At 71.8% G+C, this 26,298-nt stretch carries 24 protein-coding genes; 14 read left to right on the forward strand and 10 right to left on the reverse strand.

Going from position 1 to position 26,298, the window contains the following annotated elements:
* Positions 1–32 precede the first annotated feature (32 nt).
* Positions 33–1,010 (reverse strand): SCO1860 family LAETG-anchored protein, encoded by a 978-nt coding sequence (locus ACWD10_RS27440; RefSeq protein ID WP_451095555.1) that lies wholly within the window; start codon positions 1,008–1,010, stop codon positions 33–35.
* Between the two features lie 385 nt (positions 1,011–1,395).
* Positions 1,396–2,496, reverse strand: a complete 1,101-nt coding sequence (locus ACWD10_RS27445) for an amidohydrolase family protein (protein ID WP_451095557.1) — start codon at positions 2,494–2,496, stop codon at positions 1,396–1,398.
* Positions 2,497–2,601: 105 nt separating this feature from the next.
* Here ACWD10_RS27445 and ACWD10_RS27450 point away from each other — a divergent pair, with 105 nt between their 5' ends.
* The 5 genes from ACWD10_RS27450 (at position 2,602) to thpD (ending at position 7,530) form a co-directional block, all read left to right on the forward strand.
* Entirely contained in the window at positions 2,602–3,720 is a 1,119-nt protein-coding gene (locus ACWD10_RS27450; RefSeq protein WP_451095559.1) for a pyridoxal-phosphate-dependent aminotransferase family protein, read from the forward strand.
* A gap of 329 nt (positions 3,721–4,049) precedes the next feature.
* On the forward strand, positions 4,050–4,628 hold the full coding sequence (gene ectA / locus ACWD10_RS27455; RefSeq protein ID WP_451095561.1) for a diaminobutyrate acetyltransferase: 579 nt from the start codon (positions 4,050–4,052) through the stop codon (positions 4,626–4,628).
* Positions 4,629–4,724: 96 nt separating this feature from the next.
* Positions 4,725–5,993, forward strand: coding sequence for a diaminobutyrate--2-oxoglutarate transaminase (gene ectB, locus ACWD10_RS27460; RefSeq protein ID WP_451095563.1), 1,269 nt, complete (start codon positions 4,725–4,727; stop codon positions 5,991–5,993).
* Between the two features lie 71 nt (positions 5,994–6,064).
* Complete coding sequence (locus ACWD10_RS27465; protein WP_451095565.1) at positions 6,065–6,469, forward strand: ectoine synthase; 405 nt, start codon at positions 6,065–6,067, stop codon at positions 6,467–6,469.
* A 161-nt stretch (positions 6,470–6,630) separates the two neighbouring features.
* Complete coding sequence (gene thpD, locus ACWD10_RS27470) at positions 6,631–7,530, forward strand: ectoine hydroxylase (protein ID WP_451095567.1); 900 nt, start codon at positions 6,631–6,633, stop codon at positions 7,528–7,530.
* 105 nt (positions 7,531–7,635) lie between these two features.
* Here the strand turns inward: thpD and ACWD10_RS27475 are convergent, their stop codons facing one another.
* Positions 7,636–8,694, reverse strand: a complete 1,059-nt coding sequence (locus ACWD10_RS27475; RefSeq protein ID WP_451095569.1) for an aminotransferase class V-fold PLP-dependent enzyme — start codon at positions 8,692–8,694, stop codon at positions 7,636–7,638.
* A 168-nt stretch (positions 8,695–8,862) separates the two neighbouring features.
* Between ACWD10_RS27475 and ACWD10_RS27480 the strand changes: the two genes are divergently transcribed.
* The gene (locus tag ACWD10_RS27480; RefSeq protein ID WP_451095571.1) at positions 8,863–10,182 is read left to right on the forward strand and encodes a cytochrome P450; all 1,320 of its coding nucleotides are present in this window, start codon (positions 8,863–8,865) and stop codon (positions 10,180–10,182) included.
* A gap of 156 nt (positions 10,183–10,338) precedes the next feature.
* Here the strand turns inward: ACWD10_RS27480 and ACWD10_RS27485 are convergent, their stop codons facing one another.
* A complete protein-coding gene (locus ACWD10_RS27485) occupies positions 10,339–11,307 on the reverse strand; it encodes a GlxA family transcriptional regulator (RefSeq protein WP_451095573.1) in 969 nt (322 codons plus the stop codon).
* A 71-nt stretch (positions 11,308–11,378) separates the two neighbouring features.
* Between ACWD10_RS27485 and ACWD10_RS27490 the strand changes: the two genes are divergently transcribed.
* Entirely contained in the window at positions 11,379–12,761 is a 1,383-nt protein-coding gene (locus ACWD10_RS27490) for an MFS transporter (RefSeq protein WP_451095575.1), read from the forward strand.
* Between the two features lie 100 nt (positions 12,762–12,861).
* Here ACWD10_RS27490 and ACWD10_RS27495 read toward each other — a convergent pair whose 3' ends face one another.
* Positions 12,862–14,400 carry an aldehyde dehydrogenase (NADP(+)) gene (locus ACWD10_RS27495; protein ID WP_451095577.1) on the reverse strand — a complete coding sequence of 513 codons (1,539 nt, stop codon included), beginning with the start codon at positions 14,398–14,400 and terminating at the stop codon, positions 12,862–12,864.
* 160 nt (positions 14,401–14,560) lie between these two features.
* Between ACWD10_RS27495 and ACWD10_RS27500 the strand changes: the two genes are divergently transcribed.
* Positions 14,561–15,370 (forward strand): IclR family transcriptional regulator, encoded by an 810-nt coding sequence (locus ACWD10_RS27500; protein ID WP_451095579.1) that lies wholly within the window; start codon positions 14,561–14,563, stop codon positions 15,368–15,370.
* A 3-nt stretch (positions 15,371–15,373) separates the two neighbouring features.
* Positions 15,374–15,871, forward strand: a complete 498-nt coding sequence (locus ACWD10_RS27505; RefSeq protein ID WP_451095581.1) for a GNAT family N-acetyltransferase — start codon at positions 15,374–15,376, stop codon at positions 15,869–15,871.
* Positions 15,872–15,932: 61 nt separating this feature from the next.
* Here the strand turns inward: ACWD10_RS27505 and ACWD10_RS27510 are convergent, their stop codons facing one another.
* Together ACWD10_RS27510 and ACWD10_RS27515 are read right to left on the reverse strand one after the other, a co-directional pair.
* Positions 15,933–16,949 (reverse strand): hypothetical protein, encoded by a 1,017-nt coding sequence (locus ACWD10_RS27510; protein ID WP_451095583.1) that lies wholly within the window; start codon positions 16,947–16,949, stop codon positions 15,933–15,935.
* Positions 16,950–17,056: 107 nt separating this feature from the next.
* Entirely contained in the window at positions 17,057–17,617 is a 561-nt protein-coding gene (locus ACWD10_RS27515) for a hypothetical protein (RefSeq protein ID WP_451095585.1), read from the reverse strand.
* 90 nt (positions 17,618–17,707) lie between these two features.
* Between ACWD10_RS27515 and ACWD10_RS27520 the strand changes: the two genes are divergently transcribed.
* From ACWD10_RS27520 to ACWD10_RS27535, 4 genes are all read left to right on the forward strand, one after another.
* Positions 17,708–18,991, forward strand: a complete 1,284-nt coding sequence (locus ACWD10_RS27520) for a sensor histidine kinase (RefSeq protein WP_451095587.1) — start codon at positions 17,708–17,710, stop codon at positions 18,989–18,991.
* Positions 18,988–19,653: a response regulator transcription factor gene (locus tag ACWD10_RS27525; RefSeq protein ID WP_451095589.1), complete on the forward strand. Its 666-nt coding sequence runs from the start codon at positions 18,988–18,990 to the stop codon at positions 19,651–19,653. The genes ACWD10_RS27520 and ACWD10_RS27525 overlap by 4 nt, the downstream gene beginning before the upstream one ends.
* A 124-nt stretch (positions 19,654–19,777) precedes the next feature.
* Positions 19,778–20,830, forward strand: a complete 1,053-nt coding sequence (locus ACWD10_RS27530) for an endonuclease/exonuclease/phosphatase family protein (RefSeq protein WP_451095591.1) — start codon at positions 19,778–19,780, stop codon at positions 20,828–20,830.
* 121 nt (positions 20,831–20,951) lie between these two features.
* On the forward strand, positions 20,952–22,403 hold the full coding sequence (locus ACWD10_RS27535) for a penicillin-binding transpeptidase domain-containing protein (RefSeq protein ID WP_451095593.1): 1,452 nt from the start codon (positions 20,952–20,954) through the stop codon (positions 22,401–22,403).
* Between the two features lie 26 nt (positions 22,404–22,429).
* On the opposite strand, the gene ACWD10_RS27540 is transcribed toward ACWD10_RS27535, so the two are convergent.
* The 3 genes from ACWD10_RS27540 to ACWD10_RS27550 all read right to left on the reverse strand — a co-directional run bounded on the left by ACWD10_RS27540 (position 22,430) and on the right by ACWD10_RS27550 (position 25,135).
* Entirely contained in the window at positions 22,430–22,795 is a 366-nt protein-coding gene (locus ACWD10_RS27540; protein ID WP_451095595.1) for a VOC family protein, read from the reverse strand.
* Between the two features lie 121 nt (positions 22,796–22,916).
* On the reverse strand, positions 22,917–24,116 hold the full coding sequence (locus ACWD10_RS27545) for a hypothetical protein (protein WP_451095597.1): 1,200 nt from the start codon (positions 24,114–24,116) through the stop codon (positions 22,917–22,919).
* Complete coding sequence (locus ACWD10_RS27550; RefSeq protein WP_451095599.1) at positions 24,113–25,135, reverse strand: 5-dehydro-4-deoxyglucarate dehydratase; 1,023 nt, start codon at positions 25,133–25,135, stop codon at positions 24,113–24,115. Before ACWD10_RS27550 ends, ACWD10_RS27545 begins: the two co-directional genes overlap by 4 nt.
* A 240-nt stretch (positions 25,136–25,375) precedes the next feature.
* Here ACWD10_RS27550 and ACWD10_RS27555 point away from each other — a divergent pair, with 240 nt between their 5' ends.
* On the forward strand, positions 25,376–26,188 hold the full coding sequence (locus ACWD10_RS27555; protein ID WP_451095601.1) for an NAD-dependent epimerase/dehydratase family protein: 813 nt from the start codon (positions 25,376–25,378) through the stop codon (positions 26,186–26,188).
* The last annotated feature ends 110 nt before the right edge of the window (positions 26,189–26,298 follow it).

Below are 26,298 nucleotides of genomic sequence, written 5' to 3' on the forward strand. Positions count from 1 at the left end.
CCCTCGCCGGGTGACGCCCACGTGCCCGGCCGTCAGGAGGCGCTGCGGCGCCGAGCGAGGTACAGCGCGCCGCCGCCGAGGGCGACCAGGGCCACGGCGCCGCCCGCCAGGTACGGCGTCGCGGAGCTGCCGCCGGTCTCGGCGAGGTCGTCGCCGCCACCCTGGGGCTTCTCGCCGCCCGCGGAGTCATCGCCGTCCCCGGGCGCCTCGGGCTTGTCGCCAGGCTCCGAGGGGTCGGGCGCGGGCTCCTTCGCCGCCGTCGGGGCCTCGCAGGTCGCGTTCGCGAGTGTGACGGTGCCCTTGACCTCGGCGACGTTCAGCTTCAACGGGTCGACCGCGACCTTGAGTTCGAGCGCGGACGCGGCCGCCGTGCGCGAGGTCCGGTGCGTCTTGGAGAGCGCGAGCGTGACCGTACCGACGTCGGGGACCTCGACCTTGGTCGTGCCGCGCGCGGAGAGCGAGGTCTTCTTGCCGAGGACGCTCACGTCGCCGAGCACATTGGACTCCGCCACGGGCCGCTCCCCCGCCGCGCACACCGCCTTGGACGTGACCTTCTGGAGCTCGACGAGCGGCACGGCGGGCAGGCCCGGCAGGTGCACCTTGGCGTTGGCGAGGTTGGTGTAGCCCTCGCCCTTGTGCTGGTCGGCGGTGGCCTTCGCGGTGGCGACCTCGGCGTGCAGCATGCTGAACGGGCGGCCCTGGTCGACCCCGTCGACGTCGACGGTGAGCGCGGTCTTCTCCTTGGTGCTGCCGTCGCCCTTGTCGTCCTGGGTGTGCATCTCCGGGGCGTGCACCTCGTTCAGGGTGGTCGTGAGGGGCACGTCGACGGTCTTGTCGAGCAGGGAGACGTCCAGGTCGGCGCGGAGCACGGCCGCGCTCGCCCGGCCGTCCTGGCCGGGAGCGTCATCGGTGGCGTGGGCGGGCACGGCCGCCCCGGCCCCGGCGAGGACGGCCGCGGCCGCGACGGCGGCCGGGCGCCGCATGGGCATACGGAAGGGGTTGCTGTTCACAGTGGTGGGACTCCCACGGGAAGAGGGTTCGGGACAGCAGAGGACGTCCGTGTCGCGCACGGGGACACGCAGCGGCACCGACGACCTCGGCCCTCGCATCCTTGCGCACTATGGGTGAACCACTATCCACCTGGGGGTACTTCACTCCAACGTGTGGTTTCCGGCCACGTGTTCGGCTCTCTCGGCACAGGCGTTCCCCAGCGTTCCCTCAAGTCACCCACGTCACCGAGCCCTGCAGGGGCGGGAGTTGACGTATCCGCTTGAGCGGCAGCTCATAACGAGCCACTGGCCCGTCACGTCACGGCAGCGTCAACTCCGTGCGCCCCCAGTCGCGTTCGCACGCCCCACACAAACTCTGCACGCCGCCCACAGAGCCCGCACGCCGTCAGCTCACAACCAGCCCGTTGACCACCACGCGCCGCGGCGCGGCGAGCACCCGCACGTCCGCGCGCGGGTCGGACTCGTACACCACGAGGTCCGCGGGCGCCCCCTCCTCCAGGCCGGGCCGCCCGAGCCACTGCCGGGCGCCCCACGTGGTGGCGGAGAGCGCCTCGAGCGGCGGGATGCCCGCCGTGGTGAGCTCGGCGACCTCCGCGGCGGCCAGGCCGTGCGGCAGGCTGCCGCCCGCGTCCGTGCCGACGAAGACCGGGATCCCGGCGTCGTAGGCGGAGCGGACGGTGTCGTACCGGCGCTCGTACAGGCGGCGCATGTGGTCGGCCCAGATCGGGAACTTCTTCTCGCCGCCTTCGGCGAGCCGGGGGAAGGTCGCGATGTTCACCAGGGTCGGCACGATGGCGACGCCGCGCTCGGCGAAGAGCGGAATGGTGTCCTCGGTGAGGCCGGTGGCGTGCTCGATGCAGTCGATGCCCGCCTCGACCAGGTCGCGCAGCGAGTCCTCGGCGAAGCAGTGTGCGGTGACGCGGGCGCCGAGCCGGTGCGCCTCCGCGATCGCCGCCTCGACCTCGGCCCGGGGCCACAGGGCGCCCAGGTCGCCGGTGGAGCGGTCGATCCAGTCGCCGACCAGCTTGACCCAGCCGTCGCCGCGCCGGGCCTCCTGCGCCACGTACGCGACGAGTTCCTCGGGCTCGATCTCGTGCGCGTAGTTGCGGATGTAGCGCTTGGGGCGGGCGATGTGCCGACCCGCGCGGATGATCTTCGGCAGGTCGTCGCGGTCGTCGATCCAGCGGGTGTCGGAGGGCGAGCCCGCGTCGCGGAGCAGCAGCGCGCCGATCTCGCGGTCGGTGAGGGCCTGCTTCTCGGCCACGTCGGCCGGGACCGCGCCGTGTGCGTCGAGCCCGACGTGGCAGTGCGCGTCGACCAGGCCGGGCAGCGCCCAGCCCTCGACGGTACGGACGTCGCGGGCGCCGGAGGGCGGGGTGAAGGTCACCCTGCCGCCGACGACCCACAGTTCGTCGCGTACGTCCTCGGGCCCGACGAGCACCCGCCCCTTCACCCTGAGCACCGCGTTCTCGCTACCGGAAACCATGACAGCAGCTTAGGAGGGCCCTCGGTACGCTCGAACGGGCAGCCTGCTCGTACCCCTTGAGCGAAGAGCCTGCCCGTACCCCTCGAGCGAAGAGAGAGCACCGCCGTGACCCACCCCTTTCTGGACCTGGCCCCGCTGAGCGCCGCGCGGTTCGCCGCGATCGAGCGGAGGGTGGCGCGGCTGCTCGGCACCGAGCAGGACGTCGTGATCATGCAGGGCGAGGCGCTGCTTCCGCTGGAGGCGTGCATCCGCTCGGGCGCCCGGCCCGGTTCGACGGCGCTGAACGTGATCACCGGTCCGTACGGGCAGACCTTCGGGAACTGGCTGCGGGACTGCGGGGCGACGGTGATCGATCTGGCGGTGCCGTTCCACACGGCGGTCACGGCGCGGCAGGTGCGGGAGGCGCTCGCCGAGCACCCGGAGATCGACTTCGTCTCGCTGGTGCACGCGGAGGCGGCGACCGGCAACACGAACCCGGTCGCGGAGATCGGCGAGGTGGTCCGGGAGCACGGCGCCCTGTTCATGCTGGACGCGGTCGCCTCGGTGGGCGCGGAGCCGCTGCTCGTGGACGCGTGGGGCGTGGATCTGTGCGTGATCGGCGGGCAGAAGGCGATGGGCGGCCCGGCCGGGGTGTCGGCGGCCTCGGTGAGCGAGCGCGCCTGGCAGCGGTTCCAGGCCAATGAGCGGGCGCCGCGGCGCTCGTATCTGTCGCTGCTCGACTGGAAGGAGCGGTGGATCGACGGCGGCCGCAAGGCGCTCCCGCACGCTCCGGCGCAGCTGGAGATGCTCGCCCTCGAGGCGTGTGTGGAGCGGATCGAGGCGGAGGGCCTGGACGCGGTGATGGCGCGGCACGCGACGGCCGCGGCGGCGACCCGGGCGGGCGCGCAGGCGCTCGGCGGTGGCCTGGAGCCGTATGTGTACGAGGCGCGGGACGCGGCGCCGGTGGCGACGACGCTGCGCGCTCCGGCCGGGGTGCACGCGGCCGAGCTCGTGCGGAAGGCCCTCGCGGCGGATCCGGAGCTGCCACTGGTGGCGGGCGCCGGTGAGCTGGCCAAGGAGATGATCCGGGTCAATCACTACGGCGCGGACGCGACCCGGGGCGTGGTGCACGCGAGCCTCGCGGCCCTTGCCGACGCGCTCGCCGGGTCCGGGATCGCGGTGGACCTGCTTGCGGCCCGGCGGGCGGTGGCGGCCGCCTGGAGTTCTCGCCTGCCCACAAATTAATGGCGTATACCGAATTCACAGATACGGGAAGCTGCTTTTCCTGGGTTTACCAGAGCAGCTTCCCGTATTCTTCTGCCCGCTCTCCTCATAGCTAAACACAAAGATTTCGCTAGCGCCAAACCTCGTGATTCGGACACATCTCGCGGGAGTTACAGCCTTGTGACCGACGCCACAAGACGTCCGCTTCGCCCGAAAAATTCCGGACAGACCTGCACATTCTACCGCGGACTCACGCGAGCGCGCACGCCCGCGCGATAACACAACATCGCCGTTCAGGTAACCCCTCCTCGCGATGCAATTTTAATTTTGGGTAGGTAAATTCAATTGGCATGACAGCCGCACAAGCAGACCTTGCAAGTGCCCGACCCGCTGGGGGTCCGGGGGATACCCCCCGGAAAACCAGCCGTGAAATGCCGGGGGACTTGCGGCTCGACACCCCGGAGGTGAACGACGGAGCCGCGCTCTGGCGGATCGCTCGCGACTCGAAGACCCTCGACCTCAACTCCTCGTACAGCTACCTGCTGTGGTGCCGCGACTTCGCCGGTACGTCGGTGGTCGCGCGGGACGCCCGCGGCGAGGCGGTCGGCTTCATCACCGGCTACATCAGACCCGAGCGCCCGCACACCCTGCTGATCTGGCAGGTGGCCGTCGACGAGGGGCAGCGCGGCCGCGGCCTGGCCGCGGCGATGCTGGACGGTCTGAGCGCCCGAGTCGCAGAGCAGCAGGAGCTGCGTTCCCTGGAGACCACCATCACTCCGGGCAACACCGCTTCCGAGCGCCTCTTCACCTCCTTCGGCGAGCGTCACGGTGCGACCGTCACACGCGACGTGCTGTTCGAGACCGGACAGTTCCCCGACGGGGGCCACGACCCCGAGGTGCTCTACCGCATAGGCCCGCTGTCGTTCTGACCCGCGACAAGGCACGCCGTACCCCCGAGGCCGCAAGGCCCCACAGTCCTGTTCATCGGACCCCCACGACTTTCATCTCCCAGGAGGAGATTCGCTGTGACCATCACCCAGCCGGACCTGAGTGTCTTCGAGACCCTGGAGTCGGAGGTGCGCAGCTACTGCCGCGGCTGGCCCACGGTCTTCGACCGCGCGCAGGGCAGCCGCATGTACGACGAGGACGGCCACGAGTACCTGGACTTCTTCGCCGGTGCCGGGTCGCTCAACTACGGGCACAACAACCCGGTCCTCAAACGCGCACTGATCGACTACATCGAGCGTGACGGCGTCACGCACGGCCTGGACATGTCGACCACGGCCAAGCGCGCGTTCCTCGAGTCCTTCCAGAACATCATCCTGCGGCCGCGTGACCTGCCGTACAAGGTCATGTTCCCGGGCCCGACGGGCACCAACGCGGTCGAGGCCGCGCTGAAGCTGGCCCGTAAGGTCAAGGGCCGCGAGTCCATCGTGTCCTTCACGAACGCCTTCCACGGCATGTCGCTCGGCTCGCTCGCCGTGACCGGCAACGCCTTCAAGCGGGCCGGCGCCGGTATCCCGCTGGTGCACGGCACGCCGATGCCGTTCGACAACTACCTCGACGGCAAGACCCCGGACTTCATCTGGTTCGAGCGTCTCCTCGAGGACTCCGGCTCCGGCCTGAACCAGCCTGCGGCCGTGATCGTCGAGACCGTGCAGGGCGAGGGCGGCATCAACGTCGCCCGCGCCGAGTGGCTGCGCAAGCTCGCCGACGTGTGCAAGCGCTGGGACATGCTGCTCATCGTCGACGACATCCAGATGGGCTGCGGCCGCACCGGCGGGTTCTTCTCCTTCGAGGAGGCGGGCATCGTGCCGGACATCGTCACCGTCTCGAAGTCCATCAGCGGTTACGGCCTGCCGTTCGCCCTCACGCTGTTCAAGCCGGAGCTCGACCAGTGGGAGCCGGGCGAGCACAACGGCACCTTCCGCGGCAACAACCCGGCCTTCGTCACCGCGGCCGCCGCGCTCGACGCCTACTGGGCCGACGGGCAGATGGAGAAGCAGACCCTCGCCCGCGGCGAGCAGGTCGAGGCGGCCCTCAAGGCGATCCGCGCCGAGCACGCCGACGAGACCGTGGAGTACCGCGGCCGCGGCCTGGTCTGGGGTCTGGAGTTCCGGGAGAAGGAGCGCGCGAACCGGGTGGCCCGGCGCGCCTTCGACCTCGGCCTCCTGATCGAGACCTCCGGCCCGGAGAGCGAGGTCGTGAAACTCCTGCCCGCGCTCACCATCACGCCGGACGAGCTCGACGAGGGCCTGCGCATCCTCGCCCGCGCGGTCCGCGAAACGGCCTGAGCGGCCTGAGCGGCCTGCGCTGACGCCTAGCCGCGCCCCCGTCCACGTAAGAGAGAAGGAAAGAACTCACCGTGATCGTCCGTTCGTTCAAGGACATTGAAGGCACCGACCGGCACGTCAAGTCCAAGTCGGGCACGTGGGAGAGCAAGCGGATCGTGCTCGCCAAGGAGCGCGTCGGCTTCTCGCTGCACGAGACCACGCTGTACGCGGGCACCGAGACGTCCATGTGGTACGCCAACCACATCGAGGCCGTCGTCTGCGTCGAGGGCGAGGCGGAGCTCACCAACGACGAGACCGGCGAGAAGCACATCATCACGCCCGGCGTGATGTACCTGCTCGACGGGCACGAGAAGCACACCATGCGGATCAAGGAGGACTTCCGCTGCCTGTGCGTCTTCAACCCGCCGGTCACCGGCCGCGAGGACCACGACGAGAACGGCGTGTACCCGCTCCTCACGGAGCCGGACGAGGCCTGATTCCTGCGCGGGAGGGTGACCTTAAGGGTCGCCCTCTCCCAAATGCCTGGGGCTGATGCTCCACTTGACTCCCGGCCGCCGTGCCCCCGCCCCTGGGGCAGGGGCACGGCGGCCGGGTACATCCCGAACAGGGCCGTACGAGAGGAGAGGCAGGCAACACCATGACCACCGCACCCGAACGCACCGCTGACCTGTACCCGACCCGAGGCGCCGACGAGGTGCTGACCGAGCGCAAGGACCCCGTTGTGTGGTCCGAGCCGGGTACGGAGGGGCCGTTCGCGGCCGCGGAGCTGTCGGCGTTCGACCGGGACGGTTTCTTCCAGGTCGACGAGCTGGTCTCCGAGAACGAGGTGGGCACCTACCAGGCGGAGCTCGACCGCCTGGTGAACGACCCGACGATGCGCGCGGACGAGCGCTCCATCGTCGAGCCCAAGTCCCAGGAGGTCCGCTCCATCTTCGAGGTGCACAAGATCAGCGAGGTCTTCGCCAAGCTGGCGGCGGACCCGCGCGTCGTGGGCCGGGCCCGGCAGATCCTGGGTTCCGACGTCTACATCCATCAGTCCCGTATCAATGTGAAGCCCGGGTTCGGCGCATCCGGCTTCTACTGGCACTCGGACTTCGAGACGTGGCACGCGGAGGACGGGCTCGCGAACATGCGGACCGTTTCCGTCTCCATCGCGCTCACCGAGAACTACGCGTTCAACGGCAGCCTGCTGCTCATGCCGGGGTCGCACAAGACGTTCCTCGGCTGTGCGGGCGCCACGCCGAAGGACAACTACAAGCGGTCGCTGCAGATGCAGGACGCGGGCATCCCGTCCGACGAGGCGCTGACCAAGCTCTCCGACGAGTTCGGCATCGCCCAGTGGGTCGGCAAGGCAGGCTCGGCCGTGCTGTTCGACTGCAACACCATGCACGGCAGTGGTGACAACATCACGCCGTTCCCGCGGAGCAATGTCTTCTTCGTGTTCAACAGCGTGGAGAACACCGCGGTGGAGCCGTTCGCGGCTCCGATCCGTCGCCCCGCGTACATCGGCGCGCGGGACTTCACACCGGTGCGGTAACGCCCGTTCATCGCTCTCACCCATGCGGCCCGGCCGCCCCTCTCGCGGGGCGCCGGGCCGCGTGCCTGTCTCCGCTCGCTCTCAGGAACTGAGGAGCTCAGGAGCTCAGGCGGACAGTACGTCGAGCAGCCGGTCCACGTCGGCGGCCGAGTTGTAGAAGTGGAACGCGGTCCGCAGATTCCCCGCCCGGTCCGACACCTCGATCCCCGCTCCGCTCAACTCCCCTTGCCGCGCCCCGAGTTCCGGCACCGACACGATGGCCGAGCCCGGCGCGGGCACCGGCTCGTGGCCGAGCGCGACCAGGCCCGCGCGGTAGCGGTCGGCGAGCGCCACGTTGTGGGCGTGCACCGTCTCGACGCCGATCCGCCCCAGGAGCTCGAGCGCGGGCCGGGCCCCGGCGTACGAGAACAGGCTGGGGCTGACGTCGTACCGCCGCGCGGACCGGGCGAGGTCGGTGACCGGCCCGTAGCAGCTGTCCCAGGGCTTCTCCCCCGCCACCCAGCCCGCGAACAGCGGCGTCAGATCGCCCAGGTCCTCCGGGACCACGAAGAAGACGATGCCGCGCGGGCAGGTCAGCCACTTGAAGGCGACGGCCACGGTGAAGTCCTCGACCGCCGCGTCCAGGGGCAGCCAGCCCGCGGACTGCGAGGCATCGACCAGCGTACGGGCGCCGTGGGCGCGGGCCGCCGCCCGGATCCCGGCCACATCGGCGACCCGGCCGTCCGCCGACTGCACCGCGCTGTAGGCGACCAGGGCGGTGCCGGGGCCCACCGAGGCGGCCAGCTCCTCCAGCGGCACCGTGCGCAGCTTGAGCTCGCCCCGGTCCGCGCGCACGTGGAACGGGTTGACCAGGGAACTGAAGTCCCCCTCGGCGACCAGGACTTCGGCGCCTTCCGGCAGCGCGGCGGCGATCAGGGCCGTGTAGAGGGCGACCGAGCTGCCGGTCGCCACCCGCTCGGGCGGCACCCCGGCGAGCCGCGCGAAGGCGGCGCGGGACGCCTCCATGTCCCCGAACATGTCGATCGGCAGCCCGGCGGCGGCCCCGGCTACCGCGTCCTGCATCGCGCGCACCCCGTCGGCCGGCAGGAGGCCGGTGCTTGCGGTGTTCAGATAGGTCGTGCGCGGCGCGAAGGCGGCGCCGCTGAGGCTCTCCAGTCTCTCCATGCACCAACTGTGCTGCCTGGACCAACTGCCCGTCCATTGCGCATCATTGCGGGGTGTCCCTAAGCGTTGCTTATACGAGGCTGCTGACCTGCGGCTTCGCTACGGGGCCGGGCCGGGTGGCCGGATCTCGACCTGCCCGGGCCGGGTGGGTTGCTGCACGATGACCGCATGACAACCCCCCACACCCAGGACGACCCGGATGCCCTGGACGCCTTGGACGCCTTGGACGCCCTGGACGCCCTGCAACGCGACCCGTACCCGTGCTACGCCCGTGCCCGCGCCGCCGAGGGCCTCACCTTCGTACCGGAGCTGGACGCCTGGCTGGTCAGCCGGTACGCGGACGTGCGCGAAGTGCTGCGCAGGCCCGAGGAGTTCTCCTCGGCCAACGCGCTGCGCCCCGATGTCACCCCGGCTCCGGAGGCGCTCGCCGTCCTGGCGCGGGGCACCCGGGGCGGCCCGGTCGTCATTTCGGCGGACGGCCTCGCGCATCAGGCGCTGCGGGCACCCCTGGTGCGAGGGCTGTCCGCGGCGCGGGTCGCGGCGGCCGCGGGGTTCGTGGCGGAGCGGGCGGATGCCCTGGTGGACGGGTTCGCGGCATCCGGCCGCGCCGAGCTGATGGCGCAGTACGCCCGGCTGCTGCCCGGCGCGGTCGTGTGCCACCTGCTCGGCCTGCGCGACGAGGACGTTCCGGTGGCGCTGCACGGCGGCCGCCGCGCCGAGGAACTGCTCTTCCGGCCGCTGCCGGTGGCCGAGCAGGTGCGCGCGGCGCATGACGTACTGGCCCTGAACCGGCTGCTCACGGCGCATGCGATACGAGTGTGGGAGCGGCCGGACGACGCCGCCGAGCTGGCCGTGGAGATGGTACGGGCCGCGGTACCTGACGGGGCGCGCCCAGAGGGGGACCGCCTCGGCCAACTGGTGTCCAACCTCCAGAACCTGCTGCTCGCCGGGCATCTGACGACCACGGCCCTGATCGGCACGGTCCTTCACCGGCTCCTCGCCGAACCGTCGCGCTGGCAGGAGGTGTGCCGCCACCCGTCGTCGATCCCCGCGGTGATCGAGGAGGCGGCGCGGTGGGGCTCACCGGTGCAGGGCTTCCGCCGCGTCACGACACGTCCGGTGCGCCTGAGCGGCACGGAACTGCCCGCCGGGGCGCACGTGTTCGTGTCGTACGGTGCGGCGAACCGGGATCCTTCGCTGACCGCGGACCCGGATACGTTCGATCCGGGGCGGGCGTCGAATCGGCATCTTGGGTTCGGGCACGGGGTGCATGGGTGCCCTGGGGCGGGGCTGGCTCGCTCGGAGCTGCGCGTCACGCTTGAGCTGCTGAGTCGGCGGTTGCCGTCTCTGCGGCTTGCGCCGGGGGTTGAGGTGGAGATGCAGCCGAGCCTGATCCACTGGTCGCCCGCGGCGCTGCCGGTGGAGTTTTTCCCCAGCCCCGCCCCTTCCCGTAACTGGGGCTCCGCCCCAGACCCCGTATCGCGCTGAAGGCGCTCGTCCTCAAACGCCGGACGGGCTATTAGTAACCCCTCCGGCGTTTGAGGAGCGGGGGTCCGGGGGCGCTGCATCCATCAGCGGCTTCGCCGCGGGCCCCGAAGCGCCGTCAGGCTTTCGGGAAGGGGCGGGGCTGGGGAAAGAAGGGCCTCAAACGCCGGACGGGACCCGTTGGTTGAACGACGTGCGGTACGCGCTCGGGGTCAGGCCCGTGCGGCGCACCACGTGCTTGCGGAGGGAGTCCGCTGTGCCCAGGCCGCTGGCTTGGGCTACCTGGTCCATGGGGAGGTCTGTGGTTTCCAGGAGTTCCTTGGCTCGTTCGATGCGTTGGTGGAGCAGCCATTGCAGAGGACTGACTCCGGCCTCGGCGTGGAAGCGCCGCGTCAGGGTGCGGACGCTGACGCCCGCGTGCCGTGCCAGGTCGTTGAGCGTGAGCGGCTTGTCGAGGTTGCGCATGGCCCAGCCGCGGGTGTCGGCGCACTCGGTGCCGCGCTCCTGGGGCAGTGGGGTCTGGGTGAACTGGGTCTGCCCGCCCGGCCGTACCGGCGCGACAAGGGCGAGCCTGGCCACCGTATTGGCGACGGCCGCGCCGTAGTCGGTGCGGATGATGTGCAGGCACAGGTCGATCCCGGAGGCGTAGCCGGAGGCGGTGAGGACCTGACCGTCCTGGACGTACAGCACGTCGCCCTTCAGGTCGACGGACGGGTAGCGCTTGCGCAACTCTTCGGCGAGTCCCCAGTACGTGGTCGCGGAGCGCCCGTCGAGCAGCCCGGCCTCCGCGAGCACGAACGCTCCGCTGCAGATGGAGGCGATGCGCTTGCCCTCGGCCGCGGCCTCGCGGACGGCCGCTACGGTGCGCGGGTCCGGCTCGTAGCGGTGCCCCGTACCGGCTACGACCACGGTGTCCGCCTCCGCGACCGCGTCGAGGCCGCGGCCCACGTGCAGGTCGAGCCCGCCGGTGGTGGGTACGGGGCCTGGCTCGGCGGTGCAGATGACCACCTGGTAGCCGGGGCCGCCGTCCACCTCGGTCTTGTCGAAGAGCACTTCGGGGATGGCGAGGTTGAACATCGAGACGGGCGCGGGCGCGATGACGGCGACCCGGTGTGGCACGGACGGCATGGCCAGAACCTCCGGATGTATGGCATTCAGGCCACTACTGTACTCGTCGGAAGATCACCAAGCTTGTCCCCATGACCACAGCGCATCCCTCCGACGCCTCCCCCAGGACACCTCAACTGCCCGCGCCGCACGGAAAGTTGAGGGACAGGCCGCCCTCCCCCGGCCTCACCCTGCTCGCCGCGCTCCTGGGCTTCGCGCTGATCGTCCTGGACACCTCCATCGTCAATGTCGCGCTCCCCGCGATCGGGAGCAGCCTCGGCGGCGGCATGACCGGACTGCAGTGGGTGGTGGACGCGTACACACTGGCGCTCGCCGCCCTGATGCTCTCCACCGGCGCCTTCGCGGACCGGGCCGGGGCGAGCAGGGCCTTCGCGCTCGGCATCGCGCTGTTCACGGCGGCCTCCGTGGCCTGCGGTCTCGCCCCGTCCCTTGCCACCCTGATCGGTGCCCGGGTGGTGCAGGGCGTCGCGGCGGCCGTGGTCCTTCCGGCCTCGCTCGCCCTCGTACGGCAGGGCTTCTCGGACCCGGCACGACGGGCGCGCGCGGTGTCGTTGTGGGCGGCGGGCGCGTCCGTGGCCGTGGCGCTCGGGCCGATCGCGGGCGGCGCCCTGATCACGGCCTGGGACTGGCGCGCCGTGTTCTTCGTCAACCTGCCGCTGGGCTCCGTGGCCCTGCTCCTGCTGCTTCGCGCCCCGCGCGCCGAGCGGCGGCCCGCACCCCTGGACCTGCCGGGCCAGCTGACCGCGGTCCTCGCCCTGACGGCGCTGACCCTCGCGGTGATCGAGGGCGGTACGGCGGGCCTGGTGGCCGGGGCGGTGGCGGTGGCCGCGGGCGCGGCGTTCCTGCTGATCGAGGCGCGGTCGCCGCACCCCGTGGTGCCGCTCGGCCTGTTCCGGGACCGGACGGTGGCGATCTCGGTGGCCGCGGGGACGGCGTGCAGCGTCGCGTTCTACGGCCTGGTCTTCGCCTTCGGCCTCTACTTCCAGCAGGCGCAGGGGCGTTCGGCGCTCGCGGCGGGCCTGATGTTCCTGCCGATGACGGCCCTGATCCCGGCGGTCAACGTCGCCTCCGGCCGCCTCACCTCCCGCTTCGGGCCACGCCTGCCGATGCTGACCGGCCTGCTGCTCGCCACGGTCGGCTCACTACTCCTCCTGACGGTGAACGAATCCACCCCCGCCGTACCGCTCGCGCTGCTCCTGATCCCGATGTCCCTCGGCTGCGCCCTGACGATCCCGCCCCTGACGGCCGCGGTCCTGGAGGCGGTACCGGCAGAGCGGGCCGGAGTGGCCTCGGGCGTCCTCAACTCGGCCCGTCAGGTGGGCGGAGGTCTCGGCGTGGCGGTCTTCGGTACGGCTCTGGCAGGGGACTTCACGTCGGGGCTGCGCATCGCGCTCCTGGTGAGCGCGGGGGTGCTTGCAGGGGCGGCGGTGGCGACCGTACGGCTCACGAAATAGCCCGTCCGGCGTTTGAGGACGAGGCCGTTCAGGCCGATATGGGGGCCTGGGGGCGAAGCCCCCAGTTTCGGGAAGGGGCGGGGCTGGGGACCAAAACCCCCTACGAAGCCGCACCCTCCCACCGCCCATCAACCCGCCGAGGCAGCCCCAGCGGATTCCCCTCCCGCAGCTCCGCGGGCAGCAGCGCATCCGGCACCGACTGGTACGACACCGGCCGCAGCCACCGCTCAACGGCCGTCCCGCCCACGGAGGTCGACGTCGACGTCGTAGCCGGATAAGGCCCTCCATGGTGCTGCGCGGGCGCCACCGCAACCCCCGTAGGCCACCCGCCGACCAGGACCCGCCCGGCGAGCCCGGTCAGCGCGTCGAGCAGGGCCGCCGCGCTGCCGTCGGTCTCCTCACCCGCGCCGAGCTGCAGCGTCGCCGTCAGATTCCCGGGCAGCCGCCCGAGCACCGCCTCGATCTCCGCCGCGGAGGCGTACCGAGCCACCACCGTCACCGGCCCGAAGCACTCCTCGAGGAGCAGATCGTGCGGCCCACCGGCCTCGGCGAGCAGCGCCGCCGGGACCGTGAGGAACCCGGCGCCGACCGTGTGCTCGCCTCCCGCACCCGGCGTCACCGGCGCGGTCACGTCCGCCAGCTCCGCCCGCTCGCGCACCCCCGCCACGAACGCGTCCCGCATCCGGTGATCGAGGAGCACACCGGCCTCGACCTCGCTCACGCCATGCGTCAGGGCCGTCACGAAGGCGTCCCCGGCCGGTCCCGCGGGCGCGAGCACGAGCCCCGGCTTGGTGCAGAACTGGCCGACGCCCAGCGTCATGGAGCCCGCGAGCCCCGCCCCGAGCTCCTCGGCCCGTTCGGCCACCGCGGCCTCCGTGACCACCACGGGGTTCAGGGAACCGAGTTCGCCGTGGAACGGGATCGGGTGCGGGCGGGCGGCCGCCGCGTCGAAGAGGGCGCGCCCGCCGCGTACCGAGCCGGTGAACCCGGCCGCGGCGACCAGCGGGTGCCGTACGAGTTCGAGGCCCGCGTCGAAGCCGTGCACCAACTGCACGACATCCGCGGGCAGTCCGGCCCGTACGGCCGCGCGGCGCAGCGCGTCGGCGCACAGCTCGGAGGTGGCCGGGTGGTCGGGGTGGGCCTTGACCACGACCGGGCAGCCGGCCGCGAGGGCGCTCGCCGTGTCGCCGCCGGGTACGGAGAAGGCGAGCGGGAAGTTGGAGGCCGAGTAGACGGCGACGACGCCGAGCGGCACCTTGTAGCGGCGCAGGTCGGGCCAGGGCGGGGTGGGCTTGTCGTCGGCGTGGTTGATGACGATGTCGAGGTACGCGCCTTCGTCCACGAGGTCCGCGAACGACCGCAACTGGTAGGTCGTACGGGCGAGTTCGCCGGTGAGCCGCCCGGGCCCGAGGGCGGTCTCGGCGTCGGCGGCCTCGATGACGTGCGGGGCCGCCTCGTCGAGCAGGTCGGCGGCGGCGCGCAGCAGGGTGGCGCGGGCGGCCCGGTCGGCGAGGGCGGTGCGGGTGGCGTGGGCGGCGCGTACCGACCGGTCCACCTCGGCGGCCGTGGCCTCCTCGGCAACTTGTTCCCGGCGCTTCCCGGTTCGGGGGTCGACGCTCCAGACTGGTGCTGCTGCCACGGCCGGTTCCTTCCACGTGCCCGTTCTGATGCCGTCCGCGAGGCTTCCCACGGGGGCTTCCCTCTCGCCCACCGTTCGATATGGTGAACAGCGTCTCCGATGGTGAATGAGCAGGGTGTCGTCGGAGGCTATGTGCAGGCGAGTGAAGGGGTCAAGGGCGATGTCGGCTGCCGATGCGGGCGCGGGATCCGGGGCGGGGCCCGGGGTGGGTTCCGGGGCTGGAGCGCAGGTCAAGTCCGCCGTGCGGACCGTGGAATTGCTGGAGTTCTTCGCCGGGCGGCCCGGTATGCACTCCCTCGCCGCCGTGCAGGAGGCCGTCGGCTACCCCAAGTCCAGCCTCTACATGCTCCTGCGCACCCTGGTGGAGCTCGGCTGGGTGGAGACGGACGCCACCGGCACGCGGTACGGCATCGGCGTACGCGCCCTGCTCGTCGGTACGTCGTACATCGACGGGGACGAGGTGGTCGCGGCCGCACGGCCGACCCTGGACCGGCTCTCCGACGACACCACGGAGACCATCCACCTGGCCCGCCTGGACGGCACGAACGTGGTCTACCTGGCCACCCGCCAATCCCAGCACTATCTACGGCCGTTCACCCGGGTCGGCCGCCGTCTGCCCGCGCACTCCACCTCGCTCGGCAAGGCGCTGCTCGCCACGTACAGCGACGAGCAGGTGCGCAAGATGCTGCCCGAGACGCTGCCGCAGCTGACCGAGCACACCCTCACCGACCGCGAGCAGCTGATCGAGGAGCTGCGCCAGGTGCGTGAGCAGGGCTTCGCGGTGGACCGCGAGGAGAACACCCTCGGCCTGCGCTGCTTCGGCGTCGCGATCCCGTACCGCACGCCCGCGCGGGACGCCATCAGCTGCTCGGTGCCGGTGGCGCGGCTGACCCCGGCCCACGAGCAGATGATCAAGGACGCGCTGTTCGACGCGCGGGACCGGCTGACCCTGGCGACGCGGAGGCTCTGACCCATGGCGTACGGAACGGAGGGGACGGCCCCGCAGGTGGCGCTGCGTCCCGTGCACGACAGTGATCTCCCGGTGTTCTTCCGGCAGTTGAACGACCCCGAGGCGCTGCGCATGGCCGCGTTCACGCCGAAGGATCCGGCCGATCGGGACCGGTTCGACGCGCACTGGGCGCGTATCCGGACCTCGGGCGACGTGGTGCTCCGTACGGTCCTCGCGGACGGCGACGTGGTGGGGCACGCGGCGGTGTACGGCGAGCCGGGCGAACGCGAGGTGACGTACTGGATCGACCGGCCCGCGTGGGGGCGCGGCATCGCGACGGCGGCGCTGCGCGCGCTGCTCGCCGAGGTCCCGGAGCGCCCGCTGTACGCGCGCGCGGCGGCGGACAACGGGGGCTCCGCTCGGGTCCTTGAGAAGTGCGGGTTCGTGGTGGTGGGGCGGGAGCACGGGTTCGCGGCGGCGCGCGGGGCGGAGATCGCGGAGCTGATGCTGCGGCTTGGGTGAGGTGCCCCATCCCCATTGGGCACTGGCGCCGCGTGCCGCAGCCGCAGCCCGCTTGAGATTTCTATTCAGCCGGGGTGGTCGCGGTGGCGCAGGTGGGGCGGGTGCGGGCGGAGTAGGAGCGCGCTGCGGTGAGGAGGGCGAGGCCCAGGCCGCCGAACGCCATTCCGCCGAAGGCGACCAGCCAGAGGGTGCCGGAGGGAGTGCCGCCCAGTTCCGGATCGGGTTCCGGGGCCGGTACCACGCCGAGGGCGGCGAGCGGGGCGTAGAGCAGCAGGAAGATGCCGTAGGCCGAGAGGCCGACCGTGGTCAGCCAGGCGGGGATGAGGGGGAGCAGCCGGGGCACCCGGTGGCCGGAGAGGAGCAGGGTCCAGCGGGGGAACACCTGGCCCCACGGGTGCAGCAGGCCGACCAGGAGGAAGATTCCGAGCCCGGCGGCCAGCACGGTCACATCGATGCCCACTGAGGCGAGTGCCTTGGACAGTTCGGAGCCCCCGGAGTTCGACTCCCGCCACTTCTCGGCCGTGATACCGAGCGCGTCACCGCCCAGTGTCCAGACGGTTTTGACGCCGGCCCATGGGAGCACCCCGCAGACCAGCAGGTAGGCCCGTTTCCTGGTGCGGCGGGAGGCGGTCGAGGCGCCGGGATGGACGAGCGGGGCGTCGTGGCCGCCGGTGTGCCGGTGGCCGCAGCGGGGGCAGGCGCCGGCCAGCCGTCGGCGGTACGACAGGCCGACGAGGACGAGGCAGCAGGTAAGGGCCGTGCTCAGCAGCGCATGGGCCAGGCCGGTGACGCTCTCAAGGCCCGAACCGGAGGCCAGGGGGACGGCATAGATGGGCAGGACGGTCATCCCCAGGGCGAAGGCCGGGGTGGTCAGGATGAGCGCGCAGCTCACTGCCCTGCGGCCGGGCCGGCCGAGCGGTCGCCGACTTACCAAGCAGGCGGCCGCGGCGACGACGGCCAGCGTGGCCAGGGTCAGCTGGGCGAGGGCTGCGTACGGGGCGGGCAGGGGGAAGGGCAGGCTCGTTCCTTTTCCTACCCGGGCCGCCTGGACGGCGGCATACACCGCGCACCAGGCCACGGCGGCAGCCGGCGCCCACTCCGGCCACCGCCGAATCCACCGGCTCCACCGGGATACCGGGGCAAGGGACCGTGCGTCCTTGCGTCTCTGCGTCGTTACGGGGACGGTCACTGTGACCTCCGGCTTCGGCAGCGGCGGACGTAATAGGCGTAGGTCAGTGCCAGCACCATCGGCCCCCACAGCGTCGCCAGGCCGATGCACACCTTCGCCAGCAATTCCCACCAGCCGTTGGAGTACCCCAGAGCATGGAATCCCGGGACGTGGAGCCACGCGAGCGGCCCGCTTCCCCACAAGGCCGTGGCGGCCAGCCCACCGAGTGTGGCCGGGATGATCGCCGCGAGCGGCGGGATGCGTTTGCCCCCGATGACCGGAAGCCAGCCGGGTGCGATCTCGCCCCATCCCCGGACCAAGCCGAAGCAGAGCAGCGCCAAAGCCTCCGACAGCACACTGAGTCCGAAGACATAGGGGATGCCCCAGTACCGCGGTATGGGTGACGCGTTCGGATCGATCATGCCCATGGTGAAGTCGAACGCGAAGGGCAGCCGCCATAGGCACTGCGGTAGCAGGACGAACGGGATCGCATGGGCGGTCACGACCGCCCACCTGGGAACGGGACGCTCGGTGTCGTGTGAAGCCGTGGCCGGACGTTGCCCGTTGATCGCTGACATGGATCTCAGCGTCTTCGATCCCCGGAGCGGTGCCATCGCTCCGGGGGCTGACGTACCTCCCCCGAGCGGGTGAGGTCCTACGCTGTGCAGATGATCGTCGGACGCCGTGTCGCGGCCGCGCTGTTCGGGCACCGGGCCTGGCTGCGCTGGCTCCATCTGGTGCTCGGCGGCGCCCTGTTGATGCCGTACTACCTGCTGACCTCGGTGTTCGTCGGGCCGCTGTTCGGCGAGCGGGCGCTGTTCCCGGCCTCGCTCGGCGCGCTGTTCACCGCGTACGCCGCCGCCCTGCCGCTCGTCGCCCTGAGCGCACTCTTCCCGGCGGCCCGGCCGCTCTCGGCCTTTGCGGCGCGGGCCCTGTGCGCGGTACCGGACGGTCAACTCGCCGACGGACCCGCGCGGTCGTGGACGGCGCGCGGGCGGACCTCTGCCTGGTTCACGCTGCACCTCGGCGTGGGCGCCCTGGTCAGCGGCGCGACCCTGGCGACGCCACCGTTCGCCGTGGTCCTGATCGTGCTGCCGTTCTTTCCCGGCCTGCGTGCGCCCCGGCTCGGCATCCCCGAACTCTTCGACCACACCTGGGGGTTGGTGCTCTCACCGGTCGCCGGGGCCGTCTGCCTGATCGCCCTCGCGGCCTGCGCCGCCGGGGCCGCGGCGCTGCTCGCCCGGTGCGCCCCGGCGCTGCTCGGGCCGACGCCCGCGGACCGGCTCGCGGCGGCCGAGGCCCGCGCCGCCGACCTCGCGGTACGGAACCGGCTCGCCAGGGAGCTGCACGACTCGGTGGGCCACGCCCTGAGCGCCGTCACACTGCAGGCGAGCGCGGCGCGCCGGGTGCTCGACACCGACCGCGATTTCGTACGGGAGGCGCTGACCGCCATCGAGGACACGACACGGCGCACGGTGGGCGAACTCGACGCGGTCCTTGGCCTGTTGCGGGCGGGCGAGGCCACCGAGGACACAGCGGGGATCCCCTCGGGTCCCACGCCCACGCTCGGCGCCGACCTCGACGGGCTGCTCGCTCGCACCCGCGCCGGGGGGCGGACCGTGGCCGCGAGCGTCGACGGCGACCTCTCCGGGCTGCCCGTCCTTGTCTCCCGCGAGGGCTACCGCATCGTGCAGGAGGGCCTGAGCAACGCCCTGCGGCACGCCCCCGGCGCCCCCGTGACGGTGCGCGTCGCCCTGGCCGCCGGGCACCTCGGCCTCACCGTCGCCAACCCGCTGCCGGACGCGGCCGGTTCGGGGCCGCGCCCCGGCGGCGGCCGCGGCCTCCCCGGCATCGCCGAGCGCGCCCGGCTCCTGGGCGGCACCGCCGAGGCGGGCGCGGCGGACGGGACCTGGACCCTGTACGTACGGATTCCCCTGGAGACACGACCGTGACCGATGCCCCCGCCCTACGCCTCGTACTGGCCGACGACGAGCGCATGGTGCGTACCGCCCTGCGCGTCCTGCTCGACGCCGAGCCCGACCTGGAGGTGGTGGGCGAGGCGGCCACCGGTGCCGAGGCGGTGTCCGTGGTGCGCGAACTGCGGCCCGACGTCGTCCTGATGGACGTGCGCATGCCGCAGATCGACGGCATCCGCGCCACCGAGCAGATCCTCGGCACGCTCGCCGAGCCGCCCCGCGTGGTCGTGGTCACCACCTTCGAGAACGACGCGTATGTGTACGACGCCCTGCGCGCCGGCGCCGCGGGCTTTCTGCTCAAGCGGGCCGAACCGGCCGAACTCGTCCAGGCCGTACGCCTGGTGGCGCGCAGCGACTCGCTCCTGTTCCCCGCGGCGGTACGCGCACTCGCCGCCACCCACGCGTCGGCCCCGCAGCCGCGCCCGCCCGCGTGGGTGGGGCGGCTCACGGAGCGCGAGGCGGAGGTGCTCCGCCTGATGGCCGACGGCCTGGCCAACGCGGAGATCGCGGCCCGACTCAACGTCGGCCCCGCCACGGTCAAGACGCACGTCGCGTCGGTCCTTGCCAAGACGGGGGCACGGGACCGCACGCAAGCGGTGATCGCGGCGTACGAGGCACGGTTCGTCAGGGCAGGGTAGGAGAAGGTCAGGAGCAGGTAGGAGAAGGTCAGGAGCAGGTAGGAGAAGGCCGGAGCACGGCAGGGGCACCGCAGGAACCGTCATCCCTTCACCAAGGCGTCACGCCGCGTTCTTCCCTTCCCCCGTGCCCCGTGCTGAGATCTCCCCCGTGCTGACCTCAAAGATCCGCCGACTCCGCCGCGGTGCCGCCGTCCTCGTCGCGGCGCTCGCCTCCCTGGCGTTCACCGCACCGGCCGCTCCGCCCGCGCCGGGCGCCGACCAGGTACGTGTCCTGGCCTGGAACATCTTCCACGGCGGTAAGGACGACGGCCTGGGCGGCGAGAAGAACTTCGCGCTGCTGCTTGACCAGTTGGCCGAGATCGCCCCCGATGTGTTCTTCGCCGTGGAGACATACGGCTCCGCGCGGGAGATCCGCGAGGCCCTGACCGAGCGGGCCGGTAAGGGCGAGTACCACGCGGTCCAGGTGACCGATGGCAGCAGCGACAACCTGTGGATCTTCACGCGGTACGACGTCGAGAAGACCTTCGCGAAGCCGACCGGCGCCACCGTGACCGACTTCAACATCGGCGGGGCCCGGGTGCGGCTCCCCGGTGGGCAACGGCTCAACCTCTTCGACACCTGGACGTCGTACACGGACCCGTGGATCGGCGACATGATCGACACCAACGCCAAGGACGTACGGGCGGGCCGCACCCCCACCTACACCCCGCGGCAGGTCCAGAAGGCCGAGAACGGCAAGCAGATCCCGCAGGTCACGGACATCGTGCGGAAGCAGCTGCCGCACATGCTCGACGGGAACACGGACCCCGTCCTGCTTGCCGGGGACCTCAACACGGTCCCGGCCGGGGACTGGACCGAGCGGTGGGCGAAGTGCGCCCACCACTTCGGGCTCTCCTACGACCTGGCGGCCACCGATGTCCTGACCGACGCCGGGTTCAAGGACACCTACCGGGAGGCCCACCCGGACGTGTGCGCGGACCCGGGCCGCACCTGGAGCCCGCACCCCGACTACGCCGACATGATCACCAAGGACCGGATCGACTTCGTCTTCGCGCGCGGCCCGCGGATCGGGGTCAGGGACGCGTACGTCGTGGACGAGCGGCTGCCCGCGCACGAGAACGGACCGTTCTACTCCGATCACGGAGCGGTGGTCACGGAGCTCACTGTCGACAACTGACGCCGATCGATCAAGCCCGGCCGGGTTTGATCGATCGGCCGGGCTTGATCGATATGAACGTTTTCTGAGAAAACGCCGGGCGCGGAACGACGGACTCCGCCCGGTTCGTCACCTCAGTGGGATGAACAAGACGATCAGGCGCGCCGCCGTCTTCACGCTGCTCATGGTGCTCGCCCTCCTGGTACGGGCGACCTGGGTGCAGTTCTACGACGGCACGGCGCTCGCGGACAACAAGCACAACCGGCGGACCGCCATCGAGCAGTACGGGGCTCCGCTCGGCAACATCATCGTGGCCGGGGAGCCGGTCACCGGCTCGGAGAGGACCAAGGGCAGCGACCTCAAGTACAAGCGCGTGTACGAGAACGGCGCGCTGTACTCCGCGGTGACCGGCTACAGCTCGCAGGTGTACGGCGCGACGCAGCTGGAGGGCATCTACAAGGACGTTCTCGACGGCACCGACACCCGCCTCAAGAACCCCGTCGACACGGTGACCGGCAAGCGGGCCGACCCCGGCGACGTGGTCACCTCGATCGACCCGGCGGTGCAGAAGGCCGGGTACCAGGCGCTCGGCGGCAAGAAGGGCGCGGCCGTGGCCATCGACCCGGCCACCGGCAAGATCCTCGGCCTCGTCTCCACGCCGTCGTACGACCCCTCGAAGATCAGCGGTTCGACGGACGGCGACGCCTGGCAGCAGCTCTCCGAGGACGAGGACAAGCCGCTGGTCAACCGGGCGCTGCGGCAGCCGCTGCCGCCGGGCTCGACGTTCAAGCTGGTGGTCGCGGCGGCCGCCCTGGAGGACGGGCTCTACGGTTCGGTGGACGAGAAGACCCACAGCCCCGATCCGTACACACTGCCGGGCACCACGACGCCGCTGAAGAACGAGAACCCCTCGGCGCCCTGCGAGAACGCCACCATCCGCACCGCGCTCCAGTACTCGTGCAACAACGTCTTCGGCAAGATGGCCGCCGATCTGGGCCAGGACAAGGTCAAGGCGATGGCGGAGAAGTTCGGCTTCAACGACGCGGAGCAGGACGTCCCGGTGCGGGCGACCGAGAGCCGCTACCCCTCGGACATGGACAAGGCGCAGACCGCCCTGAGCGGCATCGGCCAGTTCGATGTGACGGCGACGCCCCTCCAGATGGCGATGGTGTCGGCGGCGATCGCGAACGGCGGCACGCTCGCCGATCCGCACATGGTGTCCAAGGTGACCGACGCGGACGGCTCCACGCTCGAAGATCTGGACGCTTCGGCCGGTTCGCAGCGGGTGCTCGGCTCTGGCACGGCCGAGCAGCTTCAGTCCGCGATGGAGACGGTGGTCGAGGACGGCACCGGCAGTAACGCGCGGATCTCCGGCACCACCGTGGGCGGCAAGACGGGCACGGCGCAGCACGGCGAGAACAACTCCAAGACGCCGTACGCCTGGTTCACCTCGTACGCCGAGGACAGCAGCGGCAAGAAGGTCGCGGTCGCCGTCCTGATCGAGGACTCGGACGCGGCCCGCTCCGAGGTCAGCGGCAACGGCCTGGCCGCGCCGGTGGCGAAGGCGATGATGGCGGCGGCCCTGAAGGGCTGACCCCTCAGGGCCTGTTCACGGTGTGCTCAGGCGCGGAGCGGCTGGGCCAGCGTCACCGTGTTGCCCGAGGGGTCACGGAGCGTGGCGATGCGGTAGCCGCCGTCGGTGTCCTCGACGTCGTCGATGTCCTCCGGGTCGAGGCCGTTGCTCAGGGCGACGGCGACGTACTTGTCGACATCGGTCACCGAGAGCGTGAGCAGCGAGGAACCGGCCCGCTCCCCGTCGGCGTACAGCTGGATATCGCCCGCGCGCCCCAAGTACCACTCGGCGAGCCCGTCCATGGGGGCGTGGTCGGGCCCCCGGCCGAGGAGTTTCTCGTACCAGTCGAGCGCCGCGCCGAAGTCGCCGACACACACCACTGCGTAGACCTTCTCAATGCCCTTGTTCGGCATGCCTGATCACCTCGGTGGGGTCCACGGGCGGCCACACCAGGAGTGACTGCCACGCTGCCAGCATGACGCATCCGGACCCTCTCCGTCCCGCAGTGCACCGGCTTGCCCCGTCGCCGACCTGCTACGCCCCGGCCTGGGGAAGGGAGTCCGCCAGCGCCCGTCGTACCGCCGTCAGATCCGTGTCCGAGGCCAACCCCGCGTGATACAGCCGGACTTCGGTCGCCCCGGCCTGCGCCGCCCGCCGCACATCGGCGCCGAGTTCCGAGGGGCGGCCGCCCATCCCGCGTACCACGGTGAGGTTCGCCGCGAGCACGCCGCCGCTGTCCGGGCCCGTCTTGGCGCGCGCCCGCGTGAAGGGCTCCAGGAGGTCCGGCCCGCCCGTGCACGGCACCACCACCCCGTCCGCCACCGACAGGACGTGCTCCGGGTCCACTCCGGCGTTCGCGCCGCAGTGGTACGGGACCGGGTCCGCGTGCAGCAGGACCCGGAAGCCTTCCGGGGCGGCGTCGCGTACCGCCGCGACCGCCGCCTCCTGTAGGGCGCGGGCCGTGCGCAGCCGGAACTCCAGGGTGGCGGCGGTCGGTTCCGCGCCGAGGAGCTCGCCCATCGGGGCGTCCGGATCCGTCTCGCCCCGCCACACCGGTTCGAGGCCGCGCCGTACCGCCGCCGCGAGCTCGGCGGCGTCACCGGCGTACCGGCCGTGCTCCGCGTACCCCGCCCGGCAGGCCGGGCAGAAGCACAGGGACATCAGGTACTGCGCGGCGTCGCCGAGACGGACGCCCGCCGTCTTGTCGTGGGCGTGCAGATGCGCGAGCCCGTACCAGCCGCAGGACTCCAGCTCGGTGCCGTGCGCGCCCGGCTGTGCGGCCGCCTCCGCCGCCAGGTCCACGAGGTAGGCGCGCACGGCGGGCTGTGCGATGCAGGGCGCCCAGGGGTAGCGGTCGCCGTAGGCGTTCACCACGCAGGTGTCGGGATGTTCGGCGCCCATACGGGAGTTGTGGGCCAGGACCACCCAGGAGTGGACCTCGACGCCCGCGTCGGCGAGCAGCGCGGCCGCTTCCCCGAAGGCGTCACCGGGTGCCCAGTCACCGGCGGGGGAGGGCCGCAGCGTACGGCCGTGCCAGCGGTCCCCGGGCGGGTAGAGCACGGCGGCGTGCTCGGCGGTGACGATGCGGTGGTGTGGGTGGCGCGGGGTGAGGGCGCGGGTGGAGTGGTACGCGGAGGCAAGGGTCACCTGGTGGACGCCGAGGTCCGCGATGCGGGCGGGCGCGTCCGGGTCGCCGAGCACGTCCCAGGGGTAGAGGAAGGCTCCGGCCCTCATGCGCGCTCACCGCCAGCACGGCCGCTACCGCCATCGCGGCCGTTACCGCCATCGCGATCGTCGCGCGTTCGGCGGAGCAACTCCCGCCCCTGCTCAATGAGTTCGGCCAACGCCCGCACATGCCCGGGTTCGGGTTCGTGCAGCGGGGGCCGCACCTCGCCGACCTCCGCCCCGGTGAGCCGTACGCCCGCCTTGACCAGCGAGACCGCATAGCCGCGGCCCTGGTTGCGGAGCTCCACGAACGGCCGGTAGAAGCCGTCGATGAGCCGGTTCGCGGTCGTGTCGTCGCCGGAGTTCAGGGCCCGGTGGAAGGCGAGGGCGAGGTCGGGTGCGAAGCAGAACACCGCCGAGGAGTAGAGGGTCACGCCGAGGCCGCGGTACGCGAGCGCGGTCAGTTCGGCGGTGGGCAGGCCGTTGAAGTAGCAGAAGGCGTCGTCGGGGCGTGCGGTGCGCACCGCGCTCACGGTGCGTTGCAGCAGCTCCAGGTCGCCCAGGCCGTCCTTGAGGCCGATGATCCGGGGGTGCCCGGCCAGGCGTACCACGGTCTCGGGCGTGAGGACGGCGTTGTCGCGCTGGTAGACGATGACGTCCAGACCGGTGGCGTCGGCGAGTTGGGTGTAGTGGCGCAGCAGGCCCTGCTGGCCGGGGACGACGAGATACGGCGGCATGGCGAGCAGCCCGTCCGCGCCCGCCTCCTCGGCGAGCCGGGCGTAGCGGACCGCGAGGGCGGTGCCGTATCCGGCGCCCGCGACCACCGGCACCCGGCCCGCCGTCTCCTCGACCGCGGCGGCGACGCAGTCGCGGAACTCCTCGGGGGTCAGGGCGTGGAACTCCCCCGTGCCGCAGCAGGCGAAGACCGCCGCGCCGCCCGCGTCGATGCCCGCGCGGACGTGCGCGCGGTAGGCGTCGAGGTCGAGGGCGCCGTCGGGTCCGAAGGCGGTGACGGGGAAGAAGAGCGGTCCGCTGGGGACGCTCAGCCGGGTGGCAAGGGTGGCGGATGCTGGCGGGCCTTGCGTCACGGGCTCTCCCTGGGCAGCGGCGGACGGGTGCACCCGGGCCCGACCCGCACCCCCGTGCACGTTTCTGATTAGCGTCCATGTTTCTGAACGATGAGCACGCTACGGTGGCTCCGTCTCGACGGTCAAGCACCGGTACGGCCACTCTGTCAGCCCCTTGACGGGCTCGCACACAGATCCCTAGCTTGTCCATGCTTGTGAATAAGGGTGCATCAAGTTCCAAAGAGCGTCGAGGAGTTCGCCATGGTCGCCGCCCCCCGCACCGTCCTGCTCACCGGCGCCGCCGGCGGACTCGGCACCCTGATGCGCGAGCTGCTGCCCGCCTTCGGCTACCACCTGCGCCTCTTCGACGTGCGCCGCATCCCGGGCGCCCCGGACGCCATCACCGCCGACCTCGCCGACAAGGCGGCGGTGCACGAGGCGGTACGCGGTGTCGACGCGGTCCTGCACCTGGCGGGCATCTCCCTCGAGGCCTCCTTCGACAGGATCCTGCGCGCGAATATCGAGGGGACGTACCACCTGTACGAGGCGGCCCGCGAGGAGGGCGTCCGGCGCATGGTGTTCGCGTCCTCCAACCACGCGGTGGGCTTCCACCCGCGGCCCCGGTCCGGCGACCCGCGGCTTCCGGTCGATGTGCCGCACCGTCCCGACACGTACTACGGGCTCTCCAAGGCCTTCGGCGAGGACCTCGCGCAGTTCTACTGGGACAAGTTCGGCGTGGAGACCGTGTCCGTGCGGATCGGCTCCTGCTTCCCCGAGCCGACCTCCGTCCGCATGCTGTCGCTGTGGCTGAGCCCGGCGGACGGTGCGCGGCTCTTCCACGCCGCGCTGACGGCGCCGGAGGTCGGGCACACGGTGGTCTACGGCTCGTCGGCGAATACGCGGCTGTGGTGGGACCTGTCCGCTGCGCGGGGCCTTGGGTACGAGCCGCGGGACGACTCCGAGGCGTACGCGGAGAAGCTGATCGCTGAGCATGGGGAGCTGCGGGACGACGATCCGGATCACGCGTATCTGGGCGGGCATTTTTGTACCCGGCCGCCTATGTGGCCGCGCTGAGGGGGTTCCTTCCCCACCCCACCCCTTCCCGTAAGCCTGGCGGCGCTTCGGGGGCTCCGCCCCCGGACCCCCGCTCCTCAAACGCCGGAGGGGCTACCAATGGGGCCGAT

The organism is Streptomyces sp. NPDC002851 (genome assembly GCF_053591935.1).